The organism is Anaerobacillus alkalilacustris (genome assembly GCF_001866005.1).
Classification (GTDB): Bacteria; Bacillota; Bacilli; order Bacillales; family Anaerobacillaceae; genus Anaerobacillus; species Anaerobacillus alkalilacustris.
On the sequence record NZ_MLQR01000043.1, the window covers coordinates 24,984 to 51,035 of the forward strand.

Here is a 26,052-nt window from a genome sequence, read left to right on the forward strand (position 1 = left end):
ATTGGTCAATAAAAAAAGTATTTCATAATAATATTTTAGCGGAAAATAAACGATTGGTAGTATATAAATGTAAGATAAATTGCTAAGGAATTTTGGGAGTGGATCAAAAATATGGTATATGAATAGAATTTTTTGCGAACTTTAACATTGAATGACTTTATTCATAATAAATGGGGGATTTTTCACGATGAATAAGGAGGAGTTGAAAAAAGGGGGACAGTTGGAGAGAGATATTCACTCAAAGGTAGATGCTGATCACCCTAGAGATCGACTGAATGAAAATGATCGACCTTCATTAGAGAAAGTAAAAACACTGTTTGATCAATGTGAGGATTTCGAGCATAAACATTTCGCTAATAACGGAGTAGTTATTGTTTATCTAAGTAGCATTATCGATGACCAGAAACTAGAAAGTGAAATAGTCAAACCAATTTCATCCATAAACTCTACAAAAGTTTCAGACTGGTTACAGAAAAAAGATATAAATGAAGGTACTGTATTAAAAGAAATAAAGGAAAAGATTTTATCAGGGTGTGTAGCAATCTTTTTTGATGAAAAAGCTTATTTTTACAATGTTTTTGGTGCTGAATTGCGGGGCATAGAAAAAAGTGAGACAGAAACTGTTATTGTTGGTGCTCATGATGCCTTTGTAGAAAATGCTATTATTAACCTTTCTTTAATACGTACAAGAATAATGAGTTCTAATCTAAAAGTTATAAAACTTCGAGTTGGTGAAGTAACAAAAAGCGACGTGTATGTTTTATATATAGATGGACTAGCGGATATGGATATGGTTGAGGATCTGAAGAAACGGATAAGTGATATTGAAATCGATTCTGTTTATGATACAAATATGCTTTCTCAAATCATTGATGAATCTCCAGATTCGTTATTTCCTCAATACTATAATACAGAATTACCAGATGTCATCCGCTCAAAGTTAGTTGGCGGGAAAATCGCAGTTATTTTAGACGGAAGCCCTGTAGCAATTAGTGCTCCTACGAACTTTTTTGAGTTCATACAGTCTCCAGACGATTATAATCAACGTTGGTTAATTGGTACGAGTTTACGCCTTTTACGTCTAGTTGCAATATTAATTACCCTAACTTTTACAGCTGCTTATGTCGCTGTAATCACATTTCATTATGAAGTATTACCTGAGGATATATTACTTACTTTAACAGAATCTAGAGCAAAAGTTCCTTTTCCACCTTTAATTGAAGCATTATTAATGGAACTAACTATAGAGTTATTGCGGGAAGCGGGAGCAAGGTTACCTACAAAAGTTGGACAAACAATTGGGATAGTAGGTGGTATTGTAATTGGACAGGCTGCAGTTGAAGCGGGGTTTACTAGCAATATTTTAATCATTGCTGTAGCAAGTTCAGCGATTGCATCCTTTGTACTTCCAAGCTACAACATGAGTAATGCAATTCGAATAGTGAGATTTATATTAATCCTACTCTCAGGTTTCTTTGGTTTTTTTGGAATTATGTTAGGGTTTACATTTTTTGTCATTCATGTAACTAGCTTAACAAGTCTTAAAGCTCCGTATTTTATTCCAGTTTCACCTATCTATGTGAGTGATTGGAAAGATATATTTATTCGTGGTCCGTATCGGTTATTAAGGAAACGACCTGTTCAATCAAAAACTGTAAATCCAGTTCGTAATAAAATGAAGAATTAAAGGAACGATTTGTTATGCATGAAAAGATACACTATTCACAATTGGCAATTATGGTTTACATGGTCCAATCAGGAATTATCATATTTGCTTTGCCTAGAATTGTAGCTGAAGCATTCGGAATGAATGGTTGGTTAGGGATTATGGGGTTGTCAGTTTTAGTAAATCTATATTTTATTATATTAGTTTATAAAAAAGGAGAAGGGAGATCCGTTTTTACCATCGTAGAAGCGTCTTTACCAAAGTTCCTATATTATCCACTCTATATATTTATGATTACTACTTTTGGTTTACTTGCCGTTTTAGTAGCAAAGAACTATGTGATGCGTATTCAATTAACGATGTTTCCTGATGTGAAGCCAAATTATTTTTTAGTTTATTTTTTATTACTTATTTTATTTTTCTTAAGTAAAGGAATTTATAATATGAGTAAGATCACAGTCGTTTTCTTCTTTTCCACGGTTTGGTTAATATTTTTATTATTCATACTCATTCCGGAATTCAGCTTTACTAGGTTAACGACATTTTTTTTTCAAGGAGCAACGGACCCCATCGGCAAAGGGATAGAAGCTTATACAAGTTTTTTAGGGTATGAATTAACGTTATTTTTAATCCCATATGTGCAGAAGGATGGCAACTTTGGCAAAGCTATTGTATTCGGACATTTATTTACCACTTTTATTTATACTGTAATATGTTTTATGACAATGGGATTTTTTAGTTTTAATCAACTAAAAAATATTCTATATCCGACACATACAATATTAAAATTTATGCAAACGCCATTAATTGAACGAATTGAGAACTTTGTTTTTGCGTTTTTTCTATTAAAAGTTATTGTAACGGTTGCCTTTTATTATTGGGCTGCACTGGAAGTCTCTCAAAGTATGTTAAAGTCTGTGAACAAAAAATGGTTAATAGCTCTTATATTTTTAGGAAGTTTCTTAGTAGGTGCAGTCCTAGATGTACAAAGAGAAATTAACGAATTGTTTACCATTATCACAATTCCTCAAATAATTTTTGCATTTAGTTTTCCTTTGCTTCTACTTTGTTTACTTTGGTTGAATAAAAGGAAAGAAAGGATGAATACAGAGATTGCGTAGATTGATTTTGTTACAATATTTGCTTGTAGTTCTAGTGACAACTGGATGTGCTCAGGATAGAATTGTCGAAGAATTAGGCTTTATACATAGTATTGGTTATGACCTTAATGAAGCGGAAAATGCGAAAAAAGAAGGTGTCTTAATAATAACAGCAGCATTTCCTCAAGTTGCACCTACGGCTAAAAGTGATCGAGAAATGCTAACAACAGTAGCACATACAAGTAAAGAAGGTAAGGCAATAATGGCTCGAAAAACAGAGCGTATATTAGTAAGTGGGCAATTAAGAACCGCTTTATTTAGTAATCAATTAGCTGAAATAGGTATATTGGATACAATTGATACTCTTAAGCGAGATCATACGATTGGATTAAACGTAAAAATTATTACAGTGAATGGAAGTACTAAGGAGCTTTTGTTTGACGAATATCCAAATCATCCCCGTACAGATCGATATATATATGAATTAATTGAAAAAGATGCTCAAACTCATGTAACTGTTGATACATCATTATATCACTTTTTACGAGACTATCATGATGATGGTATAGACCCTATTACTCCGTACATAAAACAAGGTAGTGACGAAATAATTATTGATGGAATAGCACTATATAAGGGTGATCGTTTTGTTTACAACTTAGACCCAAAAGCTAGTAGGGTATTTAAGATGTTACATGGAGAATATTTAGGTGGAGATATCACTACTGAAATCGATCTACAAAATGAGGAGAAAAAAGATTATTTATATATTACTTTCAGTACATTGGAATCATCAAGGAAGGTAAACGTACAATCTCCATCTCAGATTACGATTAACATAGAGGTGAAAGGGGACATCGAGGAATATACTGGTCAACTTGAATTATCTGATGATGAAGTACAAAAAGAAATTGAACGTAAGTTAGCAAAATTTATTGAAAAAAGTAGTGAAAAAATTATTGAAATCATGCAAGAGCATCATATAGACAACCTTGGAATAGGCCAATATGTAAGAAATAGTTGTAATTATAAAGAATGGAAAGAAATGAATTGGAGTGAAGAGGTATATCCGGAGGCTGAAATAAATGTTAATGTTATAGCTAAACTAAAAGGATTTGGCAGCGTAAAATAAATTTTAAGATTTAATTATTCGAACAAGCGTTACAGTTGATCAAGAAGGTAAAATGCTTGACAATGTTGAAGAGGCAGTCAAATATCAAGCAAAACGTACTGTGCAAGTTGCTGAGTGGGTAAAAAAAGGTAATCAATAACAAGCAAAAGGTTCATAATTTAGATTGAAGTAGGAGTTACTCTAAAAGCTAATTTTAGTTTTTAGGGTAACTCTTTTTTTACAGTATCAGAATTTATAAATTTCTAATTTGGAAACTGTCTAGCGCAAGCAGCCTACGAGCTCGGTCACTTCAGTCAAGTCACTGACTTCAATGTCTTCTTGGATTACTTCGAAGCTGCTTTGCTCTTGAGAAAACGGAGTGGCACAGGAGCAGCTGCTCGTGACCAAGGCGCTTGCGCTTTTCTAACTATTAAAAATTCTAGAAAGCTAAACTTGTAGACATAGTATTTTATTCATTACGTGATTGAGCAAGACCGCTTCCGCTTTTATTCCAAGGTAAGGAGATAATAAATTTGAAGTTATAAAGCTTTCTAGCTTCAGCTTCTACGAGTTTATCACTTCACCCCCTTTCGGAAGGGAAAAACGACTTCTGTCTAAGGTCTTTATTGCATTTGGCCCGTGACCCAAGGAGCTCACATTTTCTACGTAAGAAGAATTTTGTCGGACAAATATTTTGCCTTAAAGAAGGATCTGTAAATAAAAATGGAAAATATATTTTAGGTGAACATGTATTACATAGAAGTGAACTTATATTAATAGGATGAAATATAACTATGAGTTTCTTTTCGAGAAAGAAATAAGAGTTGAGAAGTTCATCATCACAATTATGTATAAACGCTCTGATAATTATTGTGATGAAAGCGCATCCATGAATGAGGGAAATAAGTTATGATTAAAACAAGAAAGGAAGGGAACAAGATGTTCTTAGATGAGCGTAGCTTTCAACTCCTAAAAGAAATTACTCTAACCCATGGAATGAAAATAAAAGACTTGGAAAAAAAGTTTCAGCTTACACGAAGTCAAATAAACTACAGCTTGAAAAAAATAAATGATTGGCTTGCTGTAAATCATCTTCCGAAAATTAACAATAGCAAACAAACGGGGATAGAGGTCGAACCTTCAGTCAAAGAAATGTTTCCTGATTTAGTTGAAAAGACTCCATTAAATGAATACGTTCCATCTGAAAACGAAAGAATTAACCTAATTTTAGTAATGCTCGTTAGTCGTTCTCAAGAACTATCGCTTTTCCATTTTTCAAATTCTATAAACGTAAGTAGAAATACCGTTTTATCAGATTTAAAAAAAGCAGAGACTCTACTCAACCGGTACGATTTAAAGCTCGTTTATACGAGGCGTCATGGTTACTATTTAGAAGGGGGGGAAATACAGAAACGGTTACTTCTTCTAAATCTTGTACCCAAAATATTGAAAATGAAAAGTGGTGAAAAATGGCTAGTCAGACTAACAGAGATATGTAAAAAGGATATTAAGAGTCTAGCTAGTCGTTTTGAAATCATTGAGAAAAAAGTAAAAATAAAATTTACTGATGAGAAATTGAAGGAACTACCATATTTACTTTTATTACTACTAAGAAGAATGCAAAGAGGAAAACAGCTGAACGTGTATGATATTCATTTTTCGGACATTTCTAATACTAAAGAGTATCATTTAGTAGAAGATTTGCTTTGGAATATTGCTAAAGTTCATGAACAAGATCGATTATTTCTTACTTTACAACTGCTATCTTCTAGTGTTTTATCGGTAGAACTAAACAAAGAGAATGATCAACAGTTAGTTTCTGCCATTAAAGACATGTTACTATCTTTTGAAAAACAAGCATGTGTGACGGTTCAAAACCAAGATGGATTAATAGAGAAGCTTTTTCAACATATGAAACCTGCCGTTTATCGAATTGCATATGGCTTAACAACTGAGAATCCGTTGTTAAAAGATATTCAAGTTCATCATGGGGATGTTCATCATCTCGTTAGAAAGAGTATAGATCCATTAGAAACATTTTTAGGGAAAACAATTCCAGAAGATGAACTTGCATACCTAACAATTTTAATAAAGAGTTGGTTGCAACAACAAGGGGAGAAACTAACAACCAAATTAAAAGCAGTTGTTGTTTGTCCAAATGGAATATCGGTTTCGAAACTCTTATTAGAAACATTGAGGAAAATGTTTTCGGATATAATTTTTTTAGATTGTATTTCGGTTAGAGAATTTAATCATTATGCCTTGGATTTTGATCTCGTTTTTTCGAGTGTAACACTTAAAACTAATAAGAAATTATTTCTTGTAAAACCATTTATTACTGAAGAAGAAGAAAAGAATTTAAAGTTACGAGTATACCAGGAACTACATGGATATAGCCCGTCTAAAATTGACTATGAAATGCTAATGGAAGTCATTCAAGAACATGCAAACATAACAAATGTTGAATCTTTAAAGAAATCATTACATTCATTCTTTCAAAATAGCAATGTGAATTATGGTAGAGAAAACCAGCTGGTTGATCCTAACCTAGCAGATTTATTAAAGGAAGACGTAATAGTGATGAGAGAAAGAGTGACTTCTTGGGAAGAGGCAATTCAAGTTGCGGCTCATCCATTATTTAAAAATAAGTCAATAGAAGCAAGTTATATAGAACAAATGATTAGTCAATACAATCCTGAAGAACCTTATATCATTATTGCTCCTAAAGTAGCTATTCCTCATGCATCTCCAGAGGATGGTGTTAATAATATTGCGATGAGTATGCTTTGTTTACAAGAAGGTGTTGAATTTGCCTCACAACTAACAGTAAATGTCGTCATTGTTATAGCTGCTATAGATCGGAAAAAGCATTTGCAAGCTTTATTTCAACTAAATGAATTAGTTGAAAATGAAGAAAATATTAGCCAAATGATAAATGCGAAAAGTAAAAAAGAAATTACTGAACTCGTTAATTATTATGCAAATGTAAAAGTAACGATATAAGAGTCTTTTCTTACAGTTTACTTTAAAGGAGGTGATGCTTAGAGGAAGTCAAATGTTACAAGTCATATAGATTTAATTTTTTAGAAAAGGAAGTTGAGTGCAGATGGAGCTATTTAGTCAATTGTTTAAAAATGAATTAGTATTTCCAAATTTTGATTGTACGGACAGAGATGATTTTTTCGAAAAAATATCTACAGTGCTAGTTGAAAAAGGATATGTAAAGGAAACTTTTAAACAGGCAATTAAACAAAGAGAAGATGAATATCCTACTGGACTAAGAACGGTTCCGTATCATGTTGCTATACCTCATACAGATCCAGTAAATATTTGTAAACCGTTTATTGCAGTAATTCGACCAACAAAAAGGATTGAGTTTCTTGAGATGGGGTCAGATGACAAAAGGGTAGATGCACAGCTTTTGTTTATATTAGGCTTGAAAAGAGGAGAAGGTCAAACAGCCTTGCTACAAAAATTAATAGAAATGTTTATGCAACGAGAAGTAATGGACCAATTATTAAAAGAATCTAACCACGCAGATATTATTAAGTTATTAAAAAAAACTGTAGCTTAACGATTAAATAATATGATGGAGGCGTTCAATATGAAAAAAGTTATTGTTGCATGTGGTTCAGGTGTTGCTACATCTCAAACGGTTGCATCTAAAGTGAAAAAATTATTGGATAGCAAAGGGGTGAAAGCAAATGTAGAAGCAGTAGATATTAAGTCGATTGATACGTATATCAAGGATTGCGCCGTCTATATAGCTATTACAAAACCTAGAAAAGAATATCCAGTACCAGTGTGTAATGGAATTGCCTTTTTAACAGGTATGGGTATGGATGCTGAACTAGAAAAAGTTATTAAAGCTTTAAAATAATAAGCCTCATTATTCAAATGACAAAACTACCTAAATTTGAAAAGGAGGAATTTTAGTGGAAGCTTTACAGTCAATTTTTGATTACATTTTAGGATTTGGAGCAGCGGTGTTTGTACCACTAATATTGATTATTGTTGGTTTGATTGCCCGTATGAAATTTAAGGACGCTTTTTCATCTGGTTTAACGCTTGGTCTTGCATTTGTCGGAATGGGGTTAGTGATTGGGTTTATGATGGATGCAATGGGTCCTGCTGCCAGGCAATTTGTAGATAATACTGGAATTGAACTTACTGCCATTGATGGTGGCTGGACATCTTTAGCAACACTTGCATGGGCTTGGCCATTAGCATTCTTTATGTTTCCGATCCAAATTGGGATTAATGCAATTATGCTATTAATTAACAAAACGAATACTTTAAACGTTGATTTATGGAATGTATGGGGAAAAATTTTAACCGCAGTTTTAGTTATTGGAGTTTCTGGAAGTGTTACGCTTGCATTTATCGTAGCGTCGTTACAAATTATTATTGAATTGAAGGTTGCCGATGTTAACCAAAAACAAATTGGTGAATTAACTCAAATCCCAGGTGTAACTAGTACTCATAGTATGACATTATTTGGTGTATTCTTATATCCGTTAAATAGACTACTAGATTTTGTACGGGGTCTTGATCGTAAAATTGATGCAGATTGGTTAAAGGAAAAAATTGGTATTTTTGCTGAAAATCATGTGATGGGCTTTATTATTGGGATTTTACTAGGTGTAACTGCAAAATATAACATTCAAGAAATACTAATTTTGGGTGTTCAGGCTGCAGCCGCATTAACACTTTTCCCGATGGTAGCAAAATTATTCATGCAAGCATTAGCTCCGCTATCTGATGCAATTTCAGAATTCATGAGAAAGCGTTTTGAAGGAAAAGAACTACACATTGGACTTGACTGGCCAATCATGGCAGGTTGTAACGAAGTTTGGGTAACGTGTATTGTACTAGTACCTTTCACATTAATGTTTGCAGCGTTTTTACCAGGGAATAATGTATTACCGTTCGCAGGTATCATCAATCTTTCTTTTGCAGTAGCTGCGTTAATTGTAACAGGTGGAAATTTACTAAGAATGATTATTTTAGGTATTGTAACAACTCCAGTATTCCTGTATGTTGCAACATATTTTGCACCAACGATTACAAAACTAGCTAATGACACTGGCGCAATAACAGTACCAGCTGGTCAATTATTATCATGGAGTACACTTGAATATCCTGTATTTAGATATGTCTTTGCAAATGCAGCGAATGTAGTAAACGGACAATTCTGGGGATTAGTAGTTGCGATTATTTGGATGGGACTATTCGTTTGGTACTATCAAGGAATGAAGAAAAGATCAGAAATGATTGAAAAAAATGCCGACAAAATTGCATAGCAGGCAACTTTATCAGCAAACAAGAAATATATATGTCAAATTAACATTATTAAAAAAAAATCAATAGGTCAATAGTTTTTATATTACAGTTAAGTGACAATTGCATCGGGGGCTTTGGCCCCCGCGTGTAAGTGACTGTTTTTGATTAAAGTATTCGTTTTACTAGGTTACTTAATGGTTAGGATGTGATAGTGTCCATGATTTATACAGTTACCTTAAACACGGCTATTGATAAAATAATAAAGATTAATGGTGTTCTCACACGAAAAATGAACAATAAAATTAGCGATGTTTCATTTGATATAGGAGGAAAAGCAACACATGTATCGGTTGTGTTATCTAAATTAAATATTAACAACATCGCAACCGGGTTTGTAGGTGCAGAAAATGCCCTAACGCTTACCTCCCTTCTTAAAAATAAGGGAGTGACTTGTGATTTTATATTACAAGAAAACTGTTCTACAAGAGAAAGTCTTGTAATATTGGATGATTCAGGATATGGGAGTTTTATGATTACGGAGCCAGGATTTAAGATTTTAGAAGAATCTCAATGTAAGTTGATTGAAAAACTTTCCAATCAAGTTACGAAAAATGATTATGTAGTATTTGCAGGAAGTCCACCTAGAGGATTTAATGTCGATCAGTATATCAACATTGTCAAAACGGTTACAGATAAAGGTGGAAAACTTATCATTGACGCAAGTGGGGATTACTTACGGGAAGCCATTAAACTCAAGCCCTACTTAATTAAACCAAATGAATTTGAATTTCAAGAGTTAGTAGGAAAGCCATTAAATACAATTGATGAGTTTATTCCAGAAATGAAAAAGTTGTTAAACGATGGTATAGAGTTTGTTGTTGTTTCCTTAGGAAAAAAAGGTAGTTTAGTAGGAACGAAGCGATCATTTTACCGAGTAATCCCACCTGTTATTAAGGAGATTAATGATACAGGTTGTGGTGATGTTTTCGTAGGTGGATTAGTAGCGTCGCTTTATAAACAAACTTCAATTGAAGATATGTTAGAGTTTTCTACTGCGTTAAGTGCATCAAAAGCTTCGCAAAATGAGAGTTCATCATTTTGCTTAGAGCAAACAAAGCAATTAGAAGCGGAAGTGAAAATTGAGAAATTGGAGGCTTATTCGATATGATGTATTTGGATGAAAGAAAAGACTTATGTGAAGTGACTCAAATGATGTTTGATCGTTTTAATACAAATGCTGCTGGTGGGAACATTAGTGTTCGAGTCAGTGATGAACATTTTATCATGACTCCAACGTTAATGTCGCAAGCAAAGTTTTGTCGATTAAATCCTGAAGATATTTTGGTCATCGATAAAGATGCAAATATTTTGGAAGGTAATGGGAAGGTTACACGAGAGGTAAATATGCACTTAGCTGCTTTTGAGACGATGCCTGATGCGGGTGCTGTTGTTCATGCTCACCCTAAGGAATCGATGGTCTTTGCATCATTAGGACTTCCACTTCCTAATTTATGTGAAGCAACTCAAAAATTAGGGGAAGTTAAAACATTAGATTTTGCTCCTGCAACAAGTCCGGAACTAGCTTATATTGTTCGAACCTATCTAGAAACGAGAGTTGGCGACATGCCAGTAGCGACTCTACTAAATCAACATGGTATTGTAGTTATTGATAAAACGTTAAGAAAAGCCTATGATATGCTTGAGAGAATTGAATATAATGCTTACGTCAACATCCATGCAAAAATATTTGAAGTACTAGGTATATGTAAAGTGAATAAAAATAATAATTATTCTTATAATTTAGATGAATAGAAATTTACTAAAAGAAAACTTGGTTTAAGTGCCGAGTTTTCTTTTAGTAATAGTAGAAAAAACCTCGCGTTACACATGTTTTCCGTTAATGTAGAGAGGTAATGAAAAAAACCAATTCATTAGCAACCTAATTTCAGATAGTGTTTTAAATCCTTGTCCTAACCACAATTAATCTTGATTGTAAAATGTGATGTCCAGAAAATAAAAAATAATGCTCTTTCAAAAAGCGGACCTCAGTCCTTTATCCCACTTCTACTGCCCCTAGAGCTTCGATAAGTTGTACTATCAATGAGTGGGGGATGAAGCCCCCCACTCATTGAAGTTCACCTTCAAATACCTAAAACACATGAGCAAGAAAAGCGCCTGGAGCTAGACAGTTTCCAAGTTAGAAAGTTATAAATTCTGATTATATTAAAAAACCGCACTAATCTCAGTACGGTTTTTTAACTCATGTATTTACCTGTATTTAAAACTATTAAGATTCATGTGTGTTATTTTTAGTTCGAGTACGAGTAAGCTTACTATATCTTTTTGGAAAAGGTATATTATGATAGTCCTTTTTTAATAGAAGAGCTAAAGAAAGAGCGACTATTGCCATTATAGCGTTTCTATTTATAAAGCTCAGTGTTAAAATAATTGCGCAAATGATTACCATTCCGTACCAAATCCACTTATTTTTAATCACTTTTATTGTCCTCCTCTAATCCTTAATAGTTTAATGAATTTCATAATTTAATGTTCCCGTTATTAAAATGATTATCTAGTTACGCTGGAACTATCGTGACTAGATTGTGAATTATGAGTCTCAGTTTTGGTAATTATGAAATTCACTCATTTATCTGAATTTTTTTATGGTAAAAGACCCCCACCTCTAAGCGTAGCGTAGGTGGGATTTTCCGATGTTTCAGCTTGCTGTCACGAGTTCACTTTTATTTTATCGTATTCTATGGTTGAGAGAATTATGATTTATCACAATTTTTATTAATTGATTTATACATGAATTGGTTAAATCGGTACGAACTGCGGTCTTAGCTGGGAAATTTGATAGTAAAAAAACACTTGACCTTTTAAGTTTAAAAATCATTCAATTTTAATTGAATTGATAATTAAAATATGCTTAAATTAATCCAATTTTACTAGAGGTGCACCAATGAATTTACATACAAAAGTGCTTGTTACGTTACATTTCATAATGGTATTATTAGCGTTTATTTTTAATAATACTGAATATCAAATCTTAGCCAATGTATTTATTCTATTGAAAGTAATACCAGGTTGGAGCTATTATAAAGAATTACGAAAACGTAAAACTAGAGAACTAGTTTTACAAACTCAGATAGATCATTAAATGAAAATAATTATAAGTATAATAAAGAGGTTACTGTACTAAAAAATATGTATGATCATTTGCATGGGATTTGTTTTTCATATGATATTGAAAAGGACAAATTATACATATCAAAAGGGGTAAATGAAATAAGTATCTTTACAGATACAGGTTAATGGAAAAGCCGAAATTATTGAAGCACTTTATTAGAAATATTGATCAAGAAAAGGAAAAAGATATTGTAAATTTACTATTCACGGGAAAAAAAGGTAAAGTTGAAATAATTAATGGGATGATTGTGGATATAACAGATCAAAAGTTATTTGAAATGAAGTTAAAACAAATGGCTTATTATGATGAGCTAACAGATTTACCAAATCGTAAAATGATACAAAAACACTTAACAAAAATACTAGCAAGGTCGAAGCGGCACGATCATAGTTTTGTTGTCATGTTTATTGATTTAGATGGTTTTAAAAAAGTAAATGATACACTTGGACATGAATATGGTGATTTATTACTAGTTGAAGTCGCTAAACGACTAAACAATACTGTAAGAGAATAAGATTTAACAGGTAGACTTGGTGGAGATGAATTTATTATTGTTTTTGAGGAGACAAGCACCGAAGAGGTGGAAAAATAGCAGAGCCAATTTTAATTTCTATTTCAGAGCCTTTTTGTTTCCAAGAAAATGAGTCAAAAGTATCACCAAGCATAGGGATTAGTATATTCCCAAATGATGGTGAGAACATTGAACATTAATAAAAAATGCTGATAAAGCAATGTATCATGCGAAAAACAAAGGAAAAAATAATTTTCAATTTTATTCAATAGATTTAGAAGCGAGTAATGTAAGTAAGTTTCCGTTGTTCGATAAAATTATGAGTTCGGTTACACAATCTGAAATATTTAAAAATGTTAAAAATAAGTTTTAATTGCTTAATATCTCAGTATTGGATAACGAAAAATTTGCAATACCATGATCTATCTGTTACACTTAGAGTAAATTATTATTGTTCGGTGCTAAGTAAAATAGAAGCATTTGATTTTTTCGCCTTTGGTATCTATTTATATTTAATTGGGCATTAATAGTAATAAAAAGTGGTTTAAACCACACAGGAGGATACAAACATGCAACAAGGTACAGTAAAATGGTTTAATGCAGAAAAAGGTTTTGGTTTTATCGAAGTAGAAGGTGGAGATGATGTATTCGTACATTTCTCAGCTATCCAAGGCGAAGGATTTAAATCTTTAGACGAAGGTCAAAAAGTAACTTTCGACACAGAGCAAGGTCAACGTGGTCTTCAAGCAGTAAATGTAAACAAAGCTTAATGATGAAAAAGGACTCTATCATAGAGTCCTTTTTTCACGTTTATAAATGTGAATAAAAGCAACTTTTAGGGAAGAAGAATTTATTGAAAACGAATTATACTAAGTAAATGAGGTTAGAACATGAGTGAAAGAAAATTTGATGATTATAATTTAAGTGATGAAATTAAAAGAGCACTTGTTGTATTAAAATATAACACACCGACTGAGGTCCAAAGTGTAGTAATACCAAAAGCATTGGAAAATCAAGACCTCGTAGTAAAATCGCATACAGGTAGCGGAAAGACTGCATCCTTCGGTATTCCTATTTGTGAAATGATTGAATGGGAAGAAAAAAAACCACAAGCATTAATTCTAACACCTACTCGTGAACTTGCCGCTCAAGTTCGAGAGGATATAACGAATATTGGTAGATTAAAACGAATTAAGGCTATGGCGATTTATGGGAAAGAACCGTTTACTAAACAAAAAGAGGAATTAAAACAAAAAACGCATGTTGTCGTTGGAACACCTGGCCGTGTCATTGACCACATTGATAGAGGTACACTTAATTTAGAAAAAATCAAGTATCTTATTATCGATGAAGCAGATGAAATGTTGAATATGGGCTTTATTGATGCAGTAGAATTGATTTTAAAGGAACTTCCAGCAAAAAGAGTAACGATGGTGTTTTCTGCAACTCTTCCTAAAGATGTGGAGAGCCTTTGTCATAAATATATGATAGATCCTATCCATATAGAAATTGCTTCTGCGAGAATTACGACAGATACAATCGACCATCATTTAATTGAAGTCAATGAAGACGAAAAGATTTCACTTCTTAAAGGCGTTACAGTCGTGGAAAACCCTGATAGCTGTATCGTTTTTTGTAATACAAAAGAACATGTTGATACTGTATTTACCGAATTAGAAAAAGCGAATTATTCATGTGAAAGACTTCATGGAGGGTTAGAACAAGAAGATAGGTTTGAAGTGATGAATGGATTCAAACTCGGCAATTTTCGTTATCTAATAGCAACGGATGTAGCTGCGAGAGGTATTGATATTGATAATGTGACCGTTGTAATAAACTATGATGTTCCAATGGAAAAAGAGAGCTATGTTCACCGAACTGGAAGAACGGGTCGGGCAGGTAAAAAAGGAAAAGCCATTACATTTATGACATCCTATGAAAGTAAATACGTGAAAGCGATTGAAAGATACATCGGCTTTACGATCCCGTCAATGGAAGCTCCGACGTATGAAGACGTGAAAAATGGAAAAGCTGCATTTGAAGAAAAAATCAGTGGTCGCCGAATTGTTAAAAATAATAAAACAGCACGAATCAACAAAGATATTATCAAACTCCATTTTAGTGGTGGGAAGAAGAAGAAACTCCGAGCTGTCGATTTTGTTGGAACGATCGCAAAAATACCTGGTGTAACAGCAGAGGATATTGGAATTATTACGATCCAAGATACTTTAACTTATGTTGATATATTAAATGGGAAAGGTTCATTAGTCTTAGAAGCAATGGAAAATACAACAGTTAAAGGTAAGAAGTTAAAAGTAAGTAAGGCCCATAAGTAAAGAAACGCAAAGCTAACTGTAATTAGCAAGTGGAAAAATAAGGACGACTATGCTGTCAGCATAGTCGTCCTTATTAACTTAATCAGAATTTATAAATTTCTACCTTGGAAACTGTCTAGCTCCAGGCGCCATCGGCTCGACCACTTCAGACCTTCTCTTTCGGTCAAAAACCCGACCGCTACGAGCAGGTCTTCCAGTGTTTGTCGCCGATAGGCGGGCGCCTTGCGCTTTCTTATTAAATACGTGAAAAGCCCTCTTCACCTAAATAGTGAGCAGCTTCTTTATATGTCGTAAATGTACCATCTAAAGTATCTTCTGCATACACATTCCACATAGCCCCTTCTTTGAGTAAGGTAAGTGTAACAGTGTTGTCATTGATCCAAACCTCTTCTTCGGGTTCATTACTTGTTTCTGTTTCTTTAGGTATTAAAGATAGAATAGATTTTCTAATTGTAGAACGGAGAGCCTTTTCTGTAAAATCACGGATGTTTACCATTCCTTTATCGTTCGTTTGATAGCCTGTCATTTTGCCTGCATAAACAAAGCCGTTTCCATTAGGATGAAGATGAAAAACAACATTTTTTTGATCGTACGAACTGTTAGCGTAGTGGAAATTTACTCTTCCTAATGATACATTTTTTCTTTCCAATTCAGGAAATGATTCAATAATCTTTAATTTTTCTTCAAAAGTTAACATATTACCTCCAGTATAACGTCATCATTTGATTTTATATCTTTAAAGTATAGTAATCAAGCATATGGTTATAATATTTTTCTACTATATGATTAGGATTATACGAAATGAATCATTTGTATCGTTAGGAGGTTTTGTATAGGTGAGGTTAGTATTGGAAATTTTATACCACTGTTTAGAAGCGGTAAGACCCTCACGTCATACTAAAAAAATTATTTATAGCTAAGTTTATCGTTTACAATAATAACATTGTGTAAGCAACAACCGCAAAACCCTTTGCAAAGCAAACGTATATTCTCTATAATTTGAGTATAATCCATGTAGAGGTGAATTGATGATACGAAAATTGTCACTACAACAACATATTGAACAATTACGAGAGGATGAAAATGTCGTTCACTGGCACGAGATTGAAGGACAAAAAGCACGTACGGTCCCTTTTCCTTCAACAATCGATACACAAATTCGAATAGCTTTAAGAGAACGTGGGATAGATGCTTTATATACCCATCAAGGAACAGCGTTTGAGCTTGCTTCAAAAGGCAAGAGCTTTACTGCAATAACTCCAACCGCATCTGGAAAAACCCTTTGTTATAATTTACCAGTGTTACAACAAATCTGTGATGACCCTTCAAGTCGTGCTTTATATATTTTTCCAACCAAAGCACTTGCGCAAGATCAAAGGAGTGAACTTAATGAATTGATAGATGCGATTGGTGTAGATATAAAAGGGTATACATATGATGGGGATACCGCACCGAACATTCGTCAGGCAGTAAGAAAAGCTGGACATATCGTTATTACTAATCCTGACATGCTTCATTCGGCTATATTACCTCATCATACGAAGTGGGTTTCTTTATTTGAAAATTTAAAGTACGTCGTTATTGATGAGTTACATACGTATCGAGGTGTATTCGGCAGTCATGTAGCGAATGTTATTAGGCGACTTAAGCGAATATGTGCCTATTACGGTAGTCAACCGGTCTTTATTTGTACTTCAGCGACAATTGCTAATCCACTAGAGTTAAGTGAGAGATTAACAGGTGTAAAAATGGCAGTAATTGAGAATAACGGTGCACCGCGCGGGAAAAAGCATTTTGTTTTTTATAATCCACCGATTGTTAATCAGCCATTACAAATAAGGAAAAGTACGACTGTTGAAGTTAAAAGGTTAGCTAGTAAATTATTAAGAAATCAAATTAAAACGATCGTTTTTGCTAGAAGTAGAGTGAGAGTGGAAATTATATTAAGCCATTTACAAGAACTTGTCTCCAAAGAGTTAGGAACCAAAACGATTCGTGGGTATCGTGGTGGCTACTTACCAAAGCAACGACGTGAAATTGAACAAGGTTTAAGGAAAGGCGAAATTAAAGGGGTGGTTAGCACGAATGCCCTTGAGTTAGGGGTTGATATCGGTCAGCTACAAGCCTGTGTGATGACAGGATATCCAGGTTCGATTGCAAGTGTTTGGCAGCAAGCAGGAAGAGCCGGTCGCCGTCATGATGAAGCTTTAATCATTATGGTTGCCGACTCAACTCCGATTGACCAATTTCTCGTTCAACAACCAGATTATTTTTTTGGTGCGACACCTGAGCATGCTAGGATAAACCCAGATAATTTAATTATTTTAGTAGACCATATGAAGTGTGCAGCATATGAGTTACCTTTTAAGCAAGGAGAAACGTTTGATGGCGTTGAAGTTGAAGAAATTTTAGAATTCCTTCAAGAAGAACAAGTGCTGCATTTCCAACAAGATAAATATTATTGGATGAACGATTCGTTTCCTGCTCATAACATAAGTTTACGTTCTGCTTCACAAGAAAATGTAATTATCATTGACCAATCAGATATTGCCCATGCTAAAGTAATAGGTGAAATGGATACATTTAGTGCCATGACATTGTTACATGATGAAGCGATTTATTTACATGAAGGAATTCAATTTCAAGTTGAAAAGTTAGATTGGGAAGAGAAAAAAGCGTTTGTAAGAGAAGTAGATGTTGATTATTTTACAGACGCCAATTTAGCCGTTCAGTTAAAAGTCCTTGAAGTAGATAACCAAAAGAAGCATATTAGCTGCTCAGTTGAATATGGTGATGTCACGGTCAACGCAATGGCCACTATTTTTAAGAAAATAAAGTTAGAAACGTTTGAAACAATAGGTTCAGGTCCTATTCATTTGCCAGAACAAGAGCTTCATACCAATGCAATATGGATCTCCTTTGAGGAAGCTGTCCAAGCAGAAATTGGAAAAGAAGCGTTAGAAAATTCATTAATTGGTCTTTCTCATGTAATGCAAGCGGTGGCAACGGTTTATGTTATGTGTGATCGTCAGGACTTGCGTGTCGTTGCACAAATGAAAGCCATTCATTCCGGTAAGCCAACCATCTTCTTATATGATCGTTATCCAGGAGGGGTGGGGCTAAGTAATGATGTTTTTAAGTATATCTATATAATATTAGATAAAACGAAACATTACATTCAAAGATGTACTTGTGAAGAGGGGTGTCCATCTTGTGTTGGTGTTGCTTCCTCATCTAACTCCAAAACTCTTTCGTTAACGTTATTGAATAAGCTTTTAGAAGTGAGGGATGTTCATGTCACTGAAAAATAAGCTAGCTAGAATGAAGGGACATATGCAGTTAGAAGAAATGCCTTCAGTAAAAGAAACAAATGATAAACAGGTCGATACAGATTGGTCTAATTTTAAAGGGAAGCCTTTATTTTTACATGATCAACACACGATTTTTCGTGAAATGGAGTATCCCCTTGATTATCGACTTGGAAAACATTCATTTAGAGAACTAAAGGAAGTAGTGAAACAATGGAATGATGATGATACAAATCATCCTTTATCTGCCAACGGCCTGAACGAAGAACAACTTATTTTCTTTGATACAGAAACAACAGGTCTTGGAGGTGGAACAGGAAATACTATATTTTTATTAGGGTATTGTCATCTGGCAGGGGATGTGGTAAAAGTGAAACAATTTTTTTTACCTGGACCAGCAGATGAAGCTGCTTTTTACTTTCACTTTTTACAGGATGTAAGTGATTTATCGAATTTAGTTACGTATAACGGAAAGGCCTTTGATTGGCCGCAAGTTCGTACAAGACACACATTAGTAAGAGATAAAGTCCCGTTGCTCCCAAAGTTTGGTCATTTTGATTTACTTCACGCCGCTCGTAGACTTTGGAAGGATACACTACCTTCTTGTCGATTATCAATTGTGGAAAAAGAAATACTAGAAATTGAGAGAGTGGATGATACTCCTGGTAGTTTAGCTCCACTATTATATTTTGATTTTTTGAAGGAAAAAAATCCAGAGGTTATTTCAGGAGTATTAAAACATAACGAAGTAGACGTCCTTTCCCTAATTATTTTATATATTAATCTTTCAAAAAAAATACTAAATGCAAGTAGTAATAGCACGACTATGAAAGAAACGTTTGAAATAGCGCGTTGGTATGAGAACCTTAAACAATTGAACAAGGCGTGTAAGCTATATGAACAAGTAGCTATGAGCGATTCTCGTTATCGCGATGCTGCTAGACTTTCATTAGGGTTACTATTGAAAAAGGATAAACGTATAGACGATGCTGTTAATTACTTTCAAATGCTTTCTACAAAAGAATCGGGTTCATCAATTAAGGCGTGTATAGAGCTAGCAAAAATCCATGAGCATCAATTTAAAGATATAGAAAAAGCATTTTATTATTCCGAATTAGCGTACGAAAGGCAAAAACGTATGGCAAGACTATTAAAAGAAAAAAAGGTGCTATCAGACATAAAGGTAAGAATAGAGAGACTAGAAAAAAAAATCGATAGAACTTAAATTTGTGGGAGGCACTTTACCCTCCCCTAAATTTCCTTCGGCTTTCTAAGTTTTTATAGTTCGGTTCTTACTACCTCTTAAGAGTTGGATAACGAATAATAATAATCAGAGAGGGTGATGGTATTGCGAAAAAAAGAAGAGCTCGAAAAGCTTCGAAACACTTACCCATTTACTTTATTAACTGGAAAAGAATTTAATGAGATTACTGATGAATCTGAACTACGTAGGTTTAAAAAGAATGAATTTTTATTTCATGAAGATGAAGATGAAATAGAATTATTTTTTCTCCTTGAAGGTTTAGCAAAAAATATTCTTCATAGAACAAATGGTGAACAATTCTCAGTTCGGTACTATTATCAAGGTGATTTAATTGGGCTCATGATTATGTTAGCTGGTGGTCAAATGAAATTTTCTGTACAGGCAAAGCAAGACTGTGAAGTGATCCTGTTGAAAAAAAGGGCTTTTTTACAAGTAATGACGAATAACAAAGCTTTTTCTGAGATCGTCTTAGAAGGTATTGGTGTAAGAATGAAAACACTATATAACGAAATTACACGAAAAAGAAATGAAGAAGACTCTGAGAATATTCCACTTTTTCGTACGAGAGTCGAAGCGATTATGAATCCACCGATATTCATTTCGCAAGAAGCGACTATTGTTAAAGCTGCAAAGCGTCTTAGAGAAGTACTTACTACGGGATTAGTTGTTGTAGATGAACAACAAAATCTAGTAGGAACATTAACACAGAGGGATTTGTTGCATTCAATCGTTTCCGGTGAAACAGATCAGTTAATAAAAAGTGTGATGAATAAACAACCATACAAAGCACAATATGATTCATTCGGTTATGATATATTATCGTATTTTAAAGATGACCATGTTGATTTTATCCCTGTCATTAAACACGAAAAGGTTGTCGGTGTATTAACCGCTGAATCGTTTTTGCAACTTCAAGATTCGAATTACATAAACCTATCCCAGAGTATTCATCACACCTATTCAATTAACGATTTAACAAAATTGGCAGCAGTCAATAATCAACTATTTATTGATTTTGTAGAAGTGTTATTATCTAATAACACGTATGCATATGATGTCGCAGAATTAATCTCCAATTATAATGATAAAATACACCGTCAAGTTATTAGGATTGTTTTAAAAGAAATGAAACAAGAAGGCTATGGCACACCGCCAGTTAATTATTGCTTTATTGTAATGGGGAGCCAAGGTAGAAGAGAACAAGCATTTAGTACCGATCAAGACAACGGACTTATTTTAGACAATTATGAGCACCTGACAAACAAACAAGAAATTGAAAATTACTTCAAAATATTTGCAGAAAAAGTCAATATTGGACTAATAGAATGTGGTTTTCCTCTTTGTTCAGGAGGGGTTATGGCTAAAGAACTAAAATGGCGTCGCTCATTAAAAGAATGGATCATTGAGGTTAAACGCTGGGTAAAAGAAACTGATGCTGAAGAAATAAGGAATTTTACGATTTTTTGTGATTTCAGACCAATTTTTGGTGATTTTTTATTAGCTCTACGTTTAAGAGATGAGACAACAGATACTGTTCAAAAAGGGAAAATTCTTCAACTACTTTTAATGAAGGACACGCTACGTTTTAGAGTGCCTTTGAATCCATTTGGGTTGATCACAACGAGTGGGAAAACGAAGTCGGTCAATTTAAAAAAAGGTGCAATTATGCAAATTGTTAACGGGGTTCGTATTTTTGCAATAAAAAATGGAATAAAAAACGAAAATACTGTTAAACGTTTAACAGAGTTAAAGGAAAAAGAAGTACTTCACCCACGTGATGTGAATAATGCTAAAACCGCATTGCATATATTAATGACTTTTCGTATTAAAAACAATATAAAGCAATTAAGAAGTAATAGTTTGTTATCAAATGAATTACTTGTAGAAACGTTAACTAAAGATGAAAAGAAAACATTAAAAGAGGCATTAAGTATTGCGAAACGTCTTCAGCAAATGAGTGAGATTAGTGTCGGAAGGAAGCGGGGAATATAGTATGGAGCCGATTCCATCATTAAAAATTTTAAAATATATTTTTTACGATCAATTTAATTTAAAGATTAAACAGAAAAAATGTACGAATCCGGAAATTCAAGTGAAGCTTACTGAACATTTATCAAATTACCAGGTAACACTAAAACCTAATCAAAGCCTACTAGAAACAACTTACACAGTATTTGATCTAGAAACAACTGGTTTTTTTCCGAGAATAGGTGATGAAATTGTCTCTATTGGAGCAATCAAAATGAATGGTAATGAGATTATTAATCAATTTTATAAAGTCATTAATCCGATAAATGAAGTTCCTGAATATATTTATTCTTTAACAGGGTTAACAAAGGAACAAATAAATAAGGGCATTACGTTTCAGGAGGCATTTTTTAAACTTCTTAAATTTAGTGAAAATACAGTTCTTGTTGCGCATCCTGCTTCTTTTGATGTTCACTTCTTACAAGAGATGGCTAAAAGATGGGGGATATTAAACTACACACCCACGTTTATCGACTCTTATTTCATTGCGAACTATTTACAACCTAAAAGTAACAATAAACTCGACAATCTAGTTTCACAGTTTCAAATTGAACAAAAACGTAGGCATCATGCATTAAATGATGCCAAAATGACATCTGAAGTCTTTGCTGAGTTATTATTTTTATTAAGTAAAGAAGGTGTTCATTCAATTCGTGATTACTCGCAGATAAAAAGTAAGAAAAAAGGTAGACTATTTATTTCTTCTTAACCTTAAAATTTAAATTCGTAGGCGCCTTTTACATATATAGAAGAAGTGGATCTGAGCGATGTTCAGATCCACATTTTAAAGCATAAATTTCTGGAGTTGGTAAGCTTTCTAACTTCAGAGCCCATTGACTAAAAAGTTAACCTCACCTCCATAACGATAAGTGGAGAACGAAAGTCTAACGTCTATATCCTTATCTCGTCCATCACTCAACTCAGTCAAACAACTGACTTCAGGAAGCTACGCTAGAAGAAGCAAAACAACAAATATTTTTACATCTAGAGCTGTGGCGCCTTGCGCTTTTCTTGTTATTCCTCTGGTCTTGGACCGGGCTCCAAATGTGAGTTTGATTTCGTCATGATAGGATTAATAGTTGCGTCGCCGTTAACTCTAATTTGACATGATAAACGAACATTTTTTTGTGTGAGTCCTTTTTTCGCTAATGATTGTTTTTCAATATCTGAAATGTCTCCAAAAGCCCCTTCGAAAACTTCTACTCGACAGGTCGTGCACCTTCCCTTACCACCACAGCGGTGTAAAATATCAACCTTATTATCAACTAGTTGATTGGAAAGTTTTTTTCCATCTTCACCGTCAAAAGTATGGTAGTCAATAACAGTAATTTTAGCCATGAAAATTCCACCCTTCAATAAAAATTATACAACTGAATATTTTATTAATATTCTTCTAAGGAATGGGAAATGAGGTAAATTTATATTTCCTGGGTAAGCGCAAAAACAGCGTGATTTCAAGCTTTTTCGTCATTTTATTAAACTGTAGTCAGATTATCTACTGTAGATTTTTGAAAAAGATTAAAGAAATGACAAAGTAGGAAAAAACAATTAAAATTTCCTGTTGTAAAAAGAGGTCTTTGTAAATAAAATAAATGATGGATAAAAAATATTTATTTGGAGAGATTGCTATGGTTTTATATATATTAATTATGTTTTTCGTCATGATCGGAGTTACTTTCTTTGTTATGAGTGGAATTTAACTAATTCATTGCATAAAATAGGTGATTATACTAGTACATGTTTGCGTGGTGTTACATAGGTTGATATTGAACCTATAAAAAAAGGAGGAATAATATATGTTCTATCCAAGACCACCAGTAGGACATCAACAAATGTTACCACCTCGTATTCATCCGACACAACACTATGTACAACACAAATGCTGCGAATATATAGTACCTGAGGTGCACCCAAGTCATACAACAGTAGTAAATAAACACCTTTATAAGCACTATCATAACTTCCCACACACTGTATCAGCTGTTGATCAAGTGGCTAACCAGCATTTCGTTTGCCCTCCAGGCCCGCCAGTAGCACCAGGAACACCAGTTCCAGGACCAATTGGAGCGCCAGGAGTAGCACCTGCACCTCGTCGTCGTTTCTTTTAATTCAAATTAGATAGTAATTTCTGTGAAGGGTAAGGCTTAATTTTTTTGCCTACCCTTTTATTTACACTAAAATGCATCACTTTGTTAATGGACTTAAGTAATTGATAAATAGTTTTTACACTCTTTAGGAATAGTGAAATTCCCGCATGAATTTATCTCTTAAGAGGTAGAAAGTAAACTAACAATCAGTGGGGATGAAAAAAACCTCACTGTGTAGTGAGTTTTTAAATATATAAAAATTAATTAAACGTTTGATTAATTTTTTTAGAGGTGCTTACAATGGTTAAAGTATTAGCGGTTACAGGATATAAGGCTCACGAATTAGGAGTATTTGATGAGAAACATAAAGGAATTACTTACATAAAAAAGGTATTAGAAAAACGTTTGATTTCGTTTATTGAAGATGGATTAGAATGGGTCATTATTTCTGGACAACTAGGGGTCGAGTTATGGTGTGGAGAAGTTGTTATTAATCTGAAAAAACAATACCCAAATATTAAACTAGCGGTGTTAACCCCTTTCTATAATCAAGAGGAAAAGTGGAATGATGCTAGGAAAGAACAGTATCAAAATGTTTTACAAAGAGCTGATTATGTCGATAGTATTACAAAGAGGAATTATGAGAACCCAAGTCAATTAAAATTAAAAAATCAATTTATTGTCGAAAAAAGTGATGCACTTTTAGTCATATTTGATGATGACAAACCAGGTTCGCCAAGTTATTATATTACTTATGCAAAAGCTCGTAGTGAAAAGTCAAATTATGAAATTTTCTATATCTACCCAGATGAAATAGAATTGGCGTACCAAGATGATATAGAACAATGGTAAAAAACATAATTGACAATTTAAGAATGTTTTGAAAAAATATAGAATAGTATGTTTCGAATTGAATTCACTTTTAAGGTAGAGGTGACTAAACATGGTTGGAAAGACTATTGCACAACTAAGTCCTAAAGAAATTTTAGAAAAAGAATTTAAAACTAGCCTAAAGGGCTATAATCAAGATGAAGTTGATAAATTTTTAGACACAGTAATTAAAGATTATGAGCAATTTCAAAAAAGAATCGAATTACTTGAAAATGAAAATGCTAAATTAAAAAAAGAAGCTGAAAAAAATACTGAACAGCAAACACGTCAAGGTGTAACTCAAGGAAATACAAATTATGATATTTTAAAAAGATTATCTAATTTAGAGAAACACGTGTTTGGAAATAAGCTCTTTGATTAAGGGGTTTTAGAAATTGATTGAAGTTTATATTGACGGTGCTAGTACTGGCAATCCTGGTGATGCAGGAGCAGGAGTTTTTATTAAAGTAAATGGCAATGTAGAACAATATTCTTTTCCCTTAGGAAAAATGTCAAGCCATGAAGCTGAATTTTGGGCATTACTCAAAGCACTAGAAATATGTACTCGGAAAAACTATAAAGTTGTCTCTTTTCGCACTGACTCAAAGATTGTTGAAGATTCTGTGGAAAAGCGCTTTGCAAAACGTGAACCTCATGCAACCTTAATAAAAAAAGCGTTACATTACATAGATTCCTTTGATTTATTTTTTATTAAATGGATTCCAAGTAAGAACAATGCTGTTGCAGACCAATTAGCGAAAAAAGCGATACAAAAAAACAGGGAATAACTACCTGTTGTAATATCTTGTTTAACAAGGTATAATTAATTTTGTCGTCAAGACGACAGCCATTAGGCGTTCAGGTAATTGCTGCATCATTTGATGTTGAGGAAAGTCCATGCTCGCACGGTCTGCGATGACCGTAGTGTTCGTGCCTAGCGAAGTCATAAGCTAGGGTAGTCTGGTTACGACTGGACTAACGGCAGGGAACGCACCTAAGTCTTATAGATATGGTGTTACTACCTTGAAAGTGCCACAGTGACGGAGTCTGCTCGGAAACGAGGAGAGTGGAACGCGGTAAACCCCACGAGCGAGAAACCCAAATTTGGTAGGGGAACCTTCTCGAAAAGGAATTGAACGATCGAGAAGGACAAAAAGTAAAAGCTTTTTGTAGATAGATGATTACCACCGGAGTACGAGGTTAATAGCCGTTTGCAGTACAAAGGAACAGAACATGGCTTATCGAACGCTTATAGCTAAATAATTGATTTAAATGTAAACTCTACACTGATTGTGTAG

The 26,052-nt window shown here is 33.7% G+C and carries 23 protein-coding genes, 1 other RNA gene and 1 pseudogene; 23 read left to right on the forward strand and 2 right to left on the reverse strand.

The window, feature by feature from the left end:
* Positions 1 to 187 precede the first annotated feature (187 nt).
* From BKP37_RS16105 to BKP37_RS16170, 14 genes and pseudogenes are all read left to right on the forward strand, one after another.
* Positions 188 to 1,687, forward strand: a complete 1,500-nt coding sequence (locus BKP37_RS16105; protein ID WP_084034793.1) for a spore germination protein — start codon at positions 188 to 190, stop codon at positions 1,685 to 1,687.
* A 14-nt stretch (positions 1,688 to 1,701) separates the two neighbouring features.
* The gene (locus BKP37_RS16110; protein WP_071310650.1) at positions 1,702 to 2,787 is read left to right on the forward strand and encodes a GerAB/ArcD/ProY family transporter; all 1,086 of its coding nucleotides are present in this window, start codon (positions 1,702 to 1,704) and stop codon (positions 2,785 to 2,787) included.
* Positions 2,780 to 3,898 (forward strand): Ger(x)C family spore germination protein, encoded by a 1,119-nt coding sequence (locus BKP37_RS16115; protein WP_071310651.1) that lies wholly within the window; start codon positions 2,780 to 2,782, stop codon positions 3,896 to 3,898. The genes BKP37_RS16110 and BKP37_RS16115 overlap by 8 nt, the downstream gene beginning before the upstream one ends.
* 22 nt (positions 3,899 to 3,920) lie before the next feature.
* Positions 3,921 to 4,037 (forward strand): annotated as a pseudogene (locus tag BKP37_RS20580) (NAD(P)H:quinone oxidoreductase, type IV); the annotation flags it as partial.
* A 749-nt stretch (positions 4,038 to 4,786) separates the two neighbouring features.
* Positions 4,787 to 6,880 carry a BglG family transcription antiterminator gene (locus BKP37_RS16120; RefSeq protein ID WP_084034797.1) on the forward strand — a complete coding sequence of 698 codons (2,094 nt, stop codon included), beginning with the start codon at positions 4,787 to 4,789 and terminating at the stop codon, positions 6,878 to 6,880.
* A 103-nt stretch (positions 6,881 to 6,983) separates the two neighbouring features.
* Complete coding sequence (locus tag BKP37_RS16125; protein WP_084034799.1) at positions 6,984 to 7,451, forward strand: PTS sugar transporter subunit IIA; 468 nt, start codon at positions 6,984 to 6,986, stop codon at positions 7,449 to 7,451.
* A gap of 30 nt (positions 7,452 to 7,481) precedes the next feature.
* Positions 7,482 to 7,757 (forward strand): PTS sugar transporter subunit IIB, encoded by a 276-nt coding sequence (locus tag BKP37_RS16130; RefSeq protein WP_071310652.1) that lies wholly within the window; start codon positions 7,482 to 7,484, stop codon positions 7,755 to 7,757.
* Positions 7,758 to 7,812: 55 nt separating this feature from the next.
* A complete protein-coding gene (locus tag BKP37_RS16135) occupies positions 7,813 to 9,180 on the forward strand; it encodes a PTS galactitol transporter subunit IIC (protein ID WP_071310653.1) in 1,368 nt (455 codons plus the stop codon).
* Positions 9,181 to 9,377: 197 nt separating this feature from the next.
* Positions 9,378 to 10,328: a 1-phosphofructokinase family hexose kinase gene (locus BKP37_RS16140; RefSeq protein ID WP_071310654.1), complete on the forward strand. Its 951-nt coding sequence runs from the start codon at positions 9,378 to 9,380 to the stop codon at positions 10,326 to 10,328.
* Complete coding sequence (locus BKP37_RS16145) at positions 10,325 to 10,972, forward strand: class II aldolase/adducin family protein (protein ID WP_071310655.1); 648 nt, start codon at positions 10,325 to 10,327, stop codon at positions 10,970 to 10,972. Before BKP37_RS16140 ends, BKP37_RS16145 begins: the two co-directional genes overlap by 4 nt.
* A gap of 1,150 nt (positions 10,973 to 12,122) precedes the next feature.
* Positions 12,123 to 12,320 (forward strand): hypothetical protein, encoded by a 198-nt coding sequence (locus tag BKP37_RS16155; RefSeq protein ID WP_071310657.1) that lies wholly within the window; start codon positions 12,123 to 12,125, stop codon positions 12,318 to 12,320.
* 154 nt (positions 12,321 to 12,474) lie between these two features.
* On the forward strand, positions 12,475 to 12,864 hold the full coding sequence (locus BKP37_RS16160; RefSeq protein WP_071310658.1) for a diguanylate cyclase domain-containing protein: 390 nt from the start codon (positions 12,475 to 12,477) through the stop codon (positions 12,862 to 12,864).
* A gap of 566 nt (positions 12,865 to 13,430) precedes the next feature.
* The gene (locus tag BKP37_RS16165; RefSeq protein WP_071310659.1) at positions 13,431 to 13,631 is read left to right on the forward strand and encodes a cold-shock protein; all 201 of its coding nucleotides are present in this window, start codon (positions 13,431 to 13,433) and stop codon (positions 13,629 to 13,631) included.
* Positions 13,632 to 13,751: 120 nt separating this feature from the next.
* Complete coding sequence (locus BKP37_RS16170; RefSeq protein ID WP_071310660.1) at positions 13,752 to 15,197, forward strand: DEAD/DEAH box helicase; 1,446 nt, start codon at positions 13,752 to 13,754, stop codon at positions 15,195 to 15,197.
* 235 nt (positions 15,198 to 15,432) lie between these two features.
* Here the strand turns inward: BKP37_RS16170 and BKP37_RS16175 are convergent, their stop codons facing one another.
* Entirely contained in the window at positions 15,433 to 15,894 is a 462-nt protein-coding gene (locus BKP37_RS16175) for a hypothetical protein (protein WP_071310661.1), read from the reverse strand.
* Positions 15,895 to 16,225: 331 nt separating this feature from the next.
* On the opposite strand from BKP37_RS16175, the gene BKP37_RS16180 reads away from it, so the two are divergent.
* The 4 genes from BKP37_RS16180 (at position 16,226) to BKP37_RS16195 (ending at position 22,506) form a co-directional block, all read left to right on the forward strand.
* Positions 16,226 to 18,508, forward strand: coding sequence for a DEAD/DEAH box helicase (locus BKP37_RS16180; RefSeq protein ID WP_139193164.1), 2,283 nt, complete (start codon positions 16,226 to 16,228; stop codon positions 18,506 to 18,508).
* Positions 18,492 to 19,730, forward strand: coding sequence for a ribonuclease H-like domain-containing protein (locus tag BKP37_RS16185; protein ID WP_071310662.1), 1,239 nt, complete (start codon positions 18,492 to 18,494; stop codon positions 19,728 to 19,730). Before BKP37_RS16180 ends, BKP37_RS16185 begins: the two co-directional genes overlap by 17 nt.
* Positions 19,731 to 19,853: 123 nt before the next feature.
* Positions 19,854 to 21,761 (forward strand): DUF294 nucleotidyltransferase-like domain-containing protein, encoded by a 1,908-nt coding sequence (locus BKP37_RS16190; protein ID WP_169823163.1) that lies wholly within the window; start codon positions 19,854 to 19,856, stop codon positions 21,759 to 21,761.
* A gap of 1 nt (position 21,762) precedes the next feature.
* Positions 21,763 to 22,506 carry a 3'-5' exonuclease gene (locus BKP37_RS16195; protein WP_071310664.1) on the forward strand — a complete coding sequence of 248 codons (744 nt, stop codon included), beginning with the start codon at positions 21,763 to 21,765 and terminating at the stop codon, positions 22,504 to 22,506.
* 305 nt (positions 22,507 to 22,811) lie between these two features.
* Here the strand turns inward: BKP37_RS16195 and BKP37_RS16200 are convergent, their stop codons facing one another.
* Positions 22,812 to 23,135 carry a 2Fe-2S iron-sulfur cluster-binding protein gene (locus BKP37_RS16200; RefSeq protein WP_071310665.1) on the reverse strand — a complete coding sequence of 108 codons (324 nt, stop codon included), beginning with the start codon at positions 23,133 to 23,135 and terminating at the stop codon, positions 22,812 to 22,814.
* A gap of 458 nt (positions 23,136 to 23,593) precedes the next feature.
* On the opposite strand from BKP37_RS16200, the gene BKP37_RS16205 reads away from it, so the two are divergent.
* The 5 genes from BKP37_RS16205 to rnpB all read left to right on the forward strand — a co-directional run bounded on the left by BKP37_RS16205 (position 23,594) and on the right by rnpB (position 26,000).
* Positions 23,594 to 23,905, forward strand: a complete 312-nt coding sequence (locus tag BKP37_RS16205) for a spore coat protein (RefSeq protein WP_245712548.1) — start codon at positions 23,594 to 23,596, stop codon at positions 23,903 to 23,905.
* Positions 23,906 to 24,184: 279 nt separating this feature from the next.
* Positions 24,185 to 24,736, forward strand: coding sequence for an SLOG family protein (locus BKP37_RS16210; protein ID WP_071310666.1), 552 nt, complete (start codon positions 24,185 to 24,187; stop codon positions 24,734 to 24,736).
* Positions 24,737 to 24,827: 91 nt separating this feature from the next.
* Complete coding sequence (gene gpsB, locus BKP37_RS16215) at positions 24,828 to 25,136, forward strand: cell division regulator GpsB (RefSeq protein ID WP_071310667.1); 309 nt, start codon at positions 24,828 to 24,830, stop codon at positions 25,134 to 25,136.
* Between the two features lie 13 nt (positions 25,137 to 25,149).
* A complete protein-coding gene (locus BKP37_RS16220; RefSeq protein WP_071310668.1) occupies positions 25,150 to 25,542 on the forward strand; it encodes a reverse transcriptase-like protein in 393 nt (130 codons plus the stop codon).
* Positions 25,543 to 25,608: 66 nt separating this feature from the next.
* Positions 25,609 to 26,000, forward strand: an RNA gene (gene rnpB, locus BKP37_RS16225) — RNase P RNA component class B.
* Positions 26,001 to 26,052 lie beyond the last annotated feature (52 nt).

Excerpts from the sequence above, each read along its gene's own strand:
- BKP37_RS16105 (WP_084034793.1), top strand. The coding sequence starts at position 188 with ATGAATAAGGAGGAGTTGAAAAAAGGGGGACAGTTGGAGAGAGATATT.
- BKP37_RS16110 (WP_071310650.1), top strand. The coding sequence starts at position 1,702 with ATGCATGAAAAGATACACTATTCACAATTGGCAATTATGGTTTACATG.
- BKP37_RS16120 (WP_084034797.1), top strand. The coding sequence starts at position 4,787 with ATGATTAAAACAAGAAAGGAAGGGAACAAGATGTTCTTAGATGAGCGT.
- BKP37_RS16125 (WP_084034799.1), top strand. The coding sequence starts at position 6,984 with ATGGAGCTATTTAGTCAATTGTTTAAAAATGAATTAGTATTTCCAAAT.
- BKP37_RS16130 (WP_071310652.1), top strand. The coding sequence starts at position 7,482 with ATGAAAAAAGTTATTGTTGCATGTGGTTCAGGTGTTGCTACATCTCAA.
- BKP37_RS16140 (WP_071310654.1), top strand. The coding sequence starts at position 9,378 with ATGATTTATACAGTTACCTTAAACACGGCTATTGATAAAATAATAAAG.
- BKP37_RS16145 (WP_071310655.1), top strand. The coding sequence starts at position 10,325 with ATGATGTATTTGGATGAAAGAAAAGACTTATGTGAAGTGACTCAAATG.
- BKP37_RS16155 (WP_071310657.1), top strand. The coding sequence starts at position 12,123 with ATGAATTTACATACAAAAGTGCTTGTTACGTTACATTTCATAATGGTA.
- BKP37_RS16160 (WP_071310658.1), top strand. The coding sequence starts at position 12,475 with ATGGAAAAGCCGAAATTATTGAAGCACTTTATTAGAAATATTGATCAA.
- BKP37_RS16165 (WP_071310659.1), top strand. The coding sequence starts at position 13,431 with ATGCAACAAGGTACAGTAAAATGGTTTAATGCAGAAAAAGGTTTTGGT.
- BKP37_RS16170 (WP_071310660.1), top strand. The coding sequence starts at position 13,752 with ATGAGTGAAAGAAAATTTGATGATTATAATTTAAGTGATGAAATTAAA.
- BKP37_RS16175 (WP_071310661.1), bottom strand. The coding sequence starts at position 15,894 with ATGTTAACTTTTGAAGAAAAATTAAAGATTATTGAATCATTTCCTGAA.
- BKP37_RS16180 (WP_139193164.1), top strand. The coding sequence starts at position 16,226 with ATGATACGAAAATTGTCACTACAACAACATATTGAACAATTACGAGAG.
- BKP37_RS16185 (WP_071310662.1), top strand. The coding sequence starts at position 18,492 with ATGTCACTGAAAAATAAGCTAGCTAGAATGAAGGGACATATGCAGTTA.
- BKP37_RS16195 (WP_071310664.1), top strand. The coding sequence starts at position 21,763 with ATGGAGCCGATTCCATCATTAAAAATTTTAAAATATATTTTTTACGAT.
- BKP37_RS16200 (WP_071310665.1), bottom strand. The coding sequence starts at position 23,135 with ATGGCTAAAATTACTGTTATTGACTACCATACTTTTGACGGTGAAGAT.
- BKP37_RS16205 (WP_245712548.1), top strand. The coding sequence starts at position 23,594 with ATGTTCTATCCAAGACCACCAGTAGGACATCAACAAATGTTACCACCT.
- BKP37_RS16210 (WP_071310666.1), top strand. The coding sequence starts at position 24,185 with ATGGTTAAAGTATTAGCGGTTACAGGATATAAGGCTCACGAATTAGGA.
- gpsB (WP_071310667.1), top strand. The coding sequence starts at position 24,828 with ATGGTTGGAAAGACTATTGCACAACTAAGTCCTAAAGAAATTTTAGAA.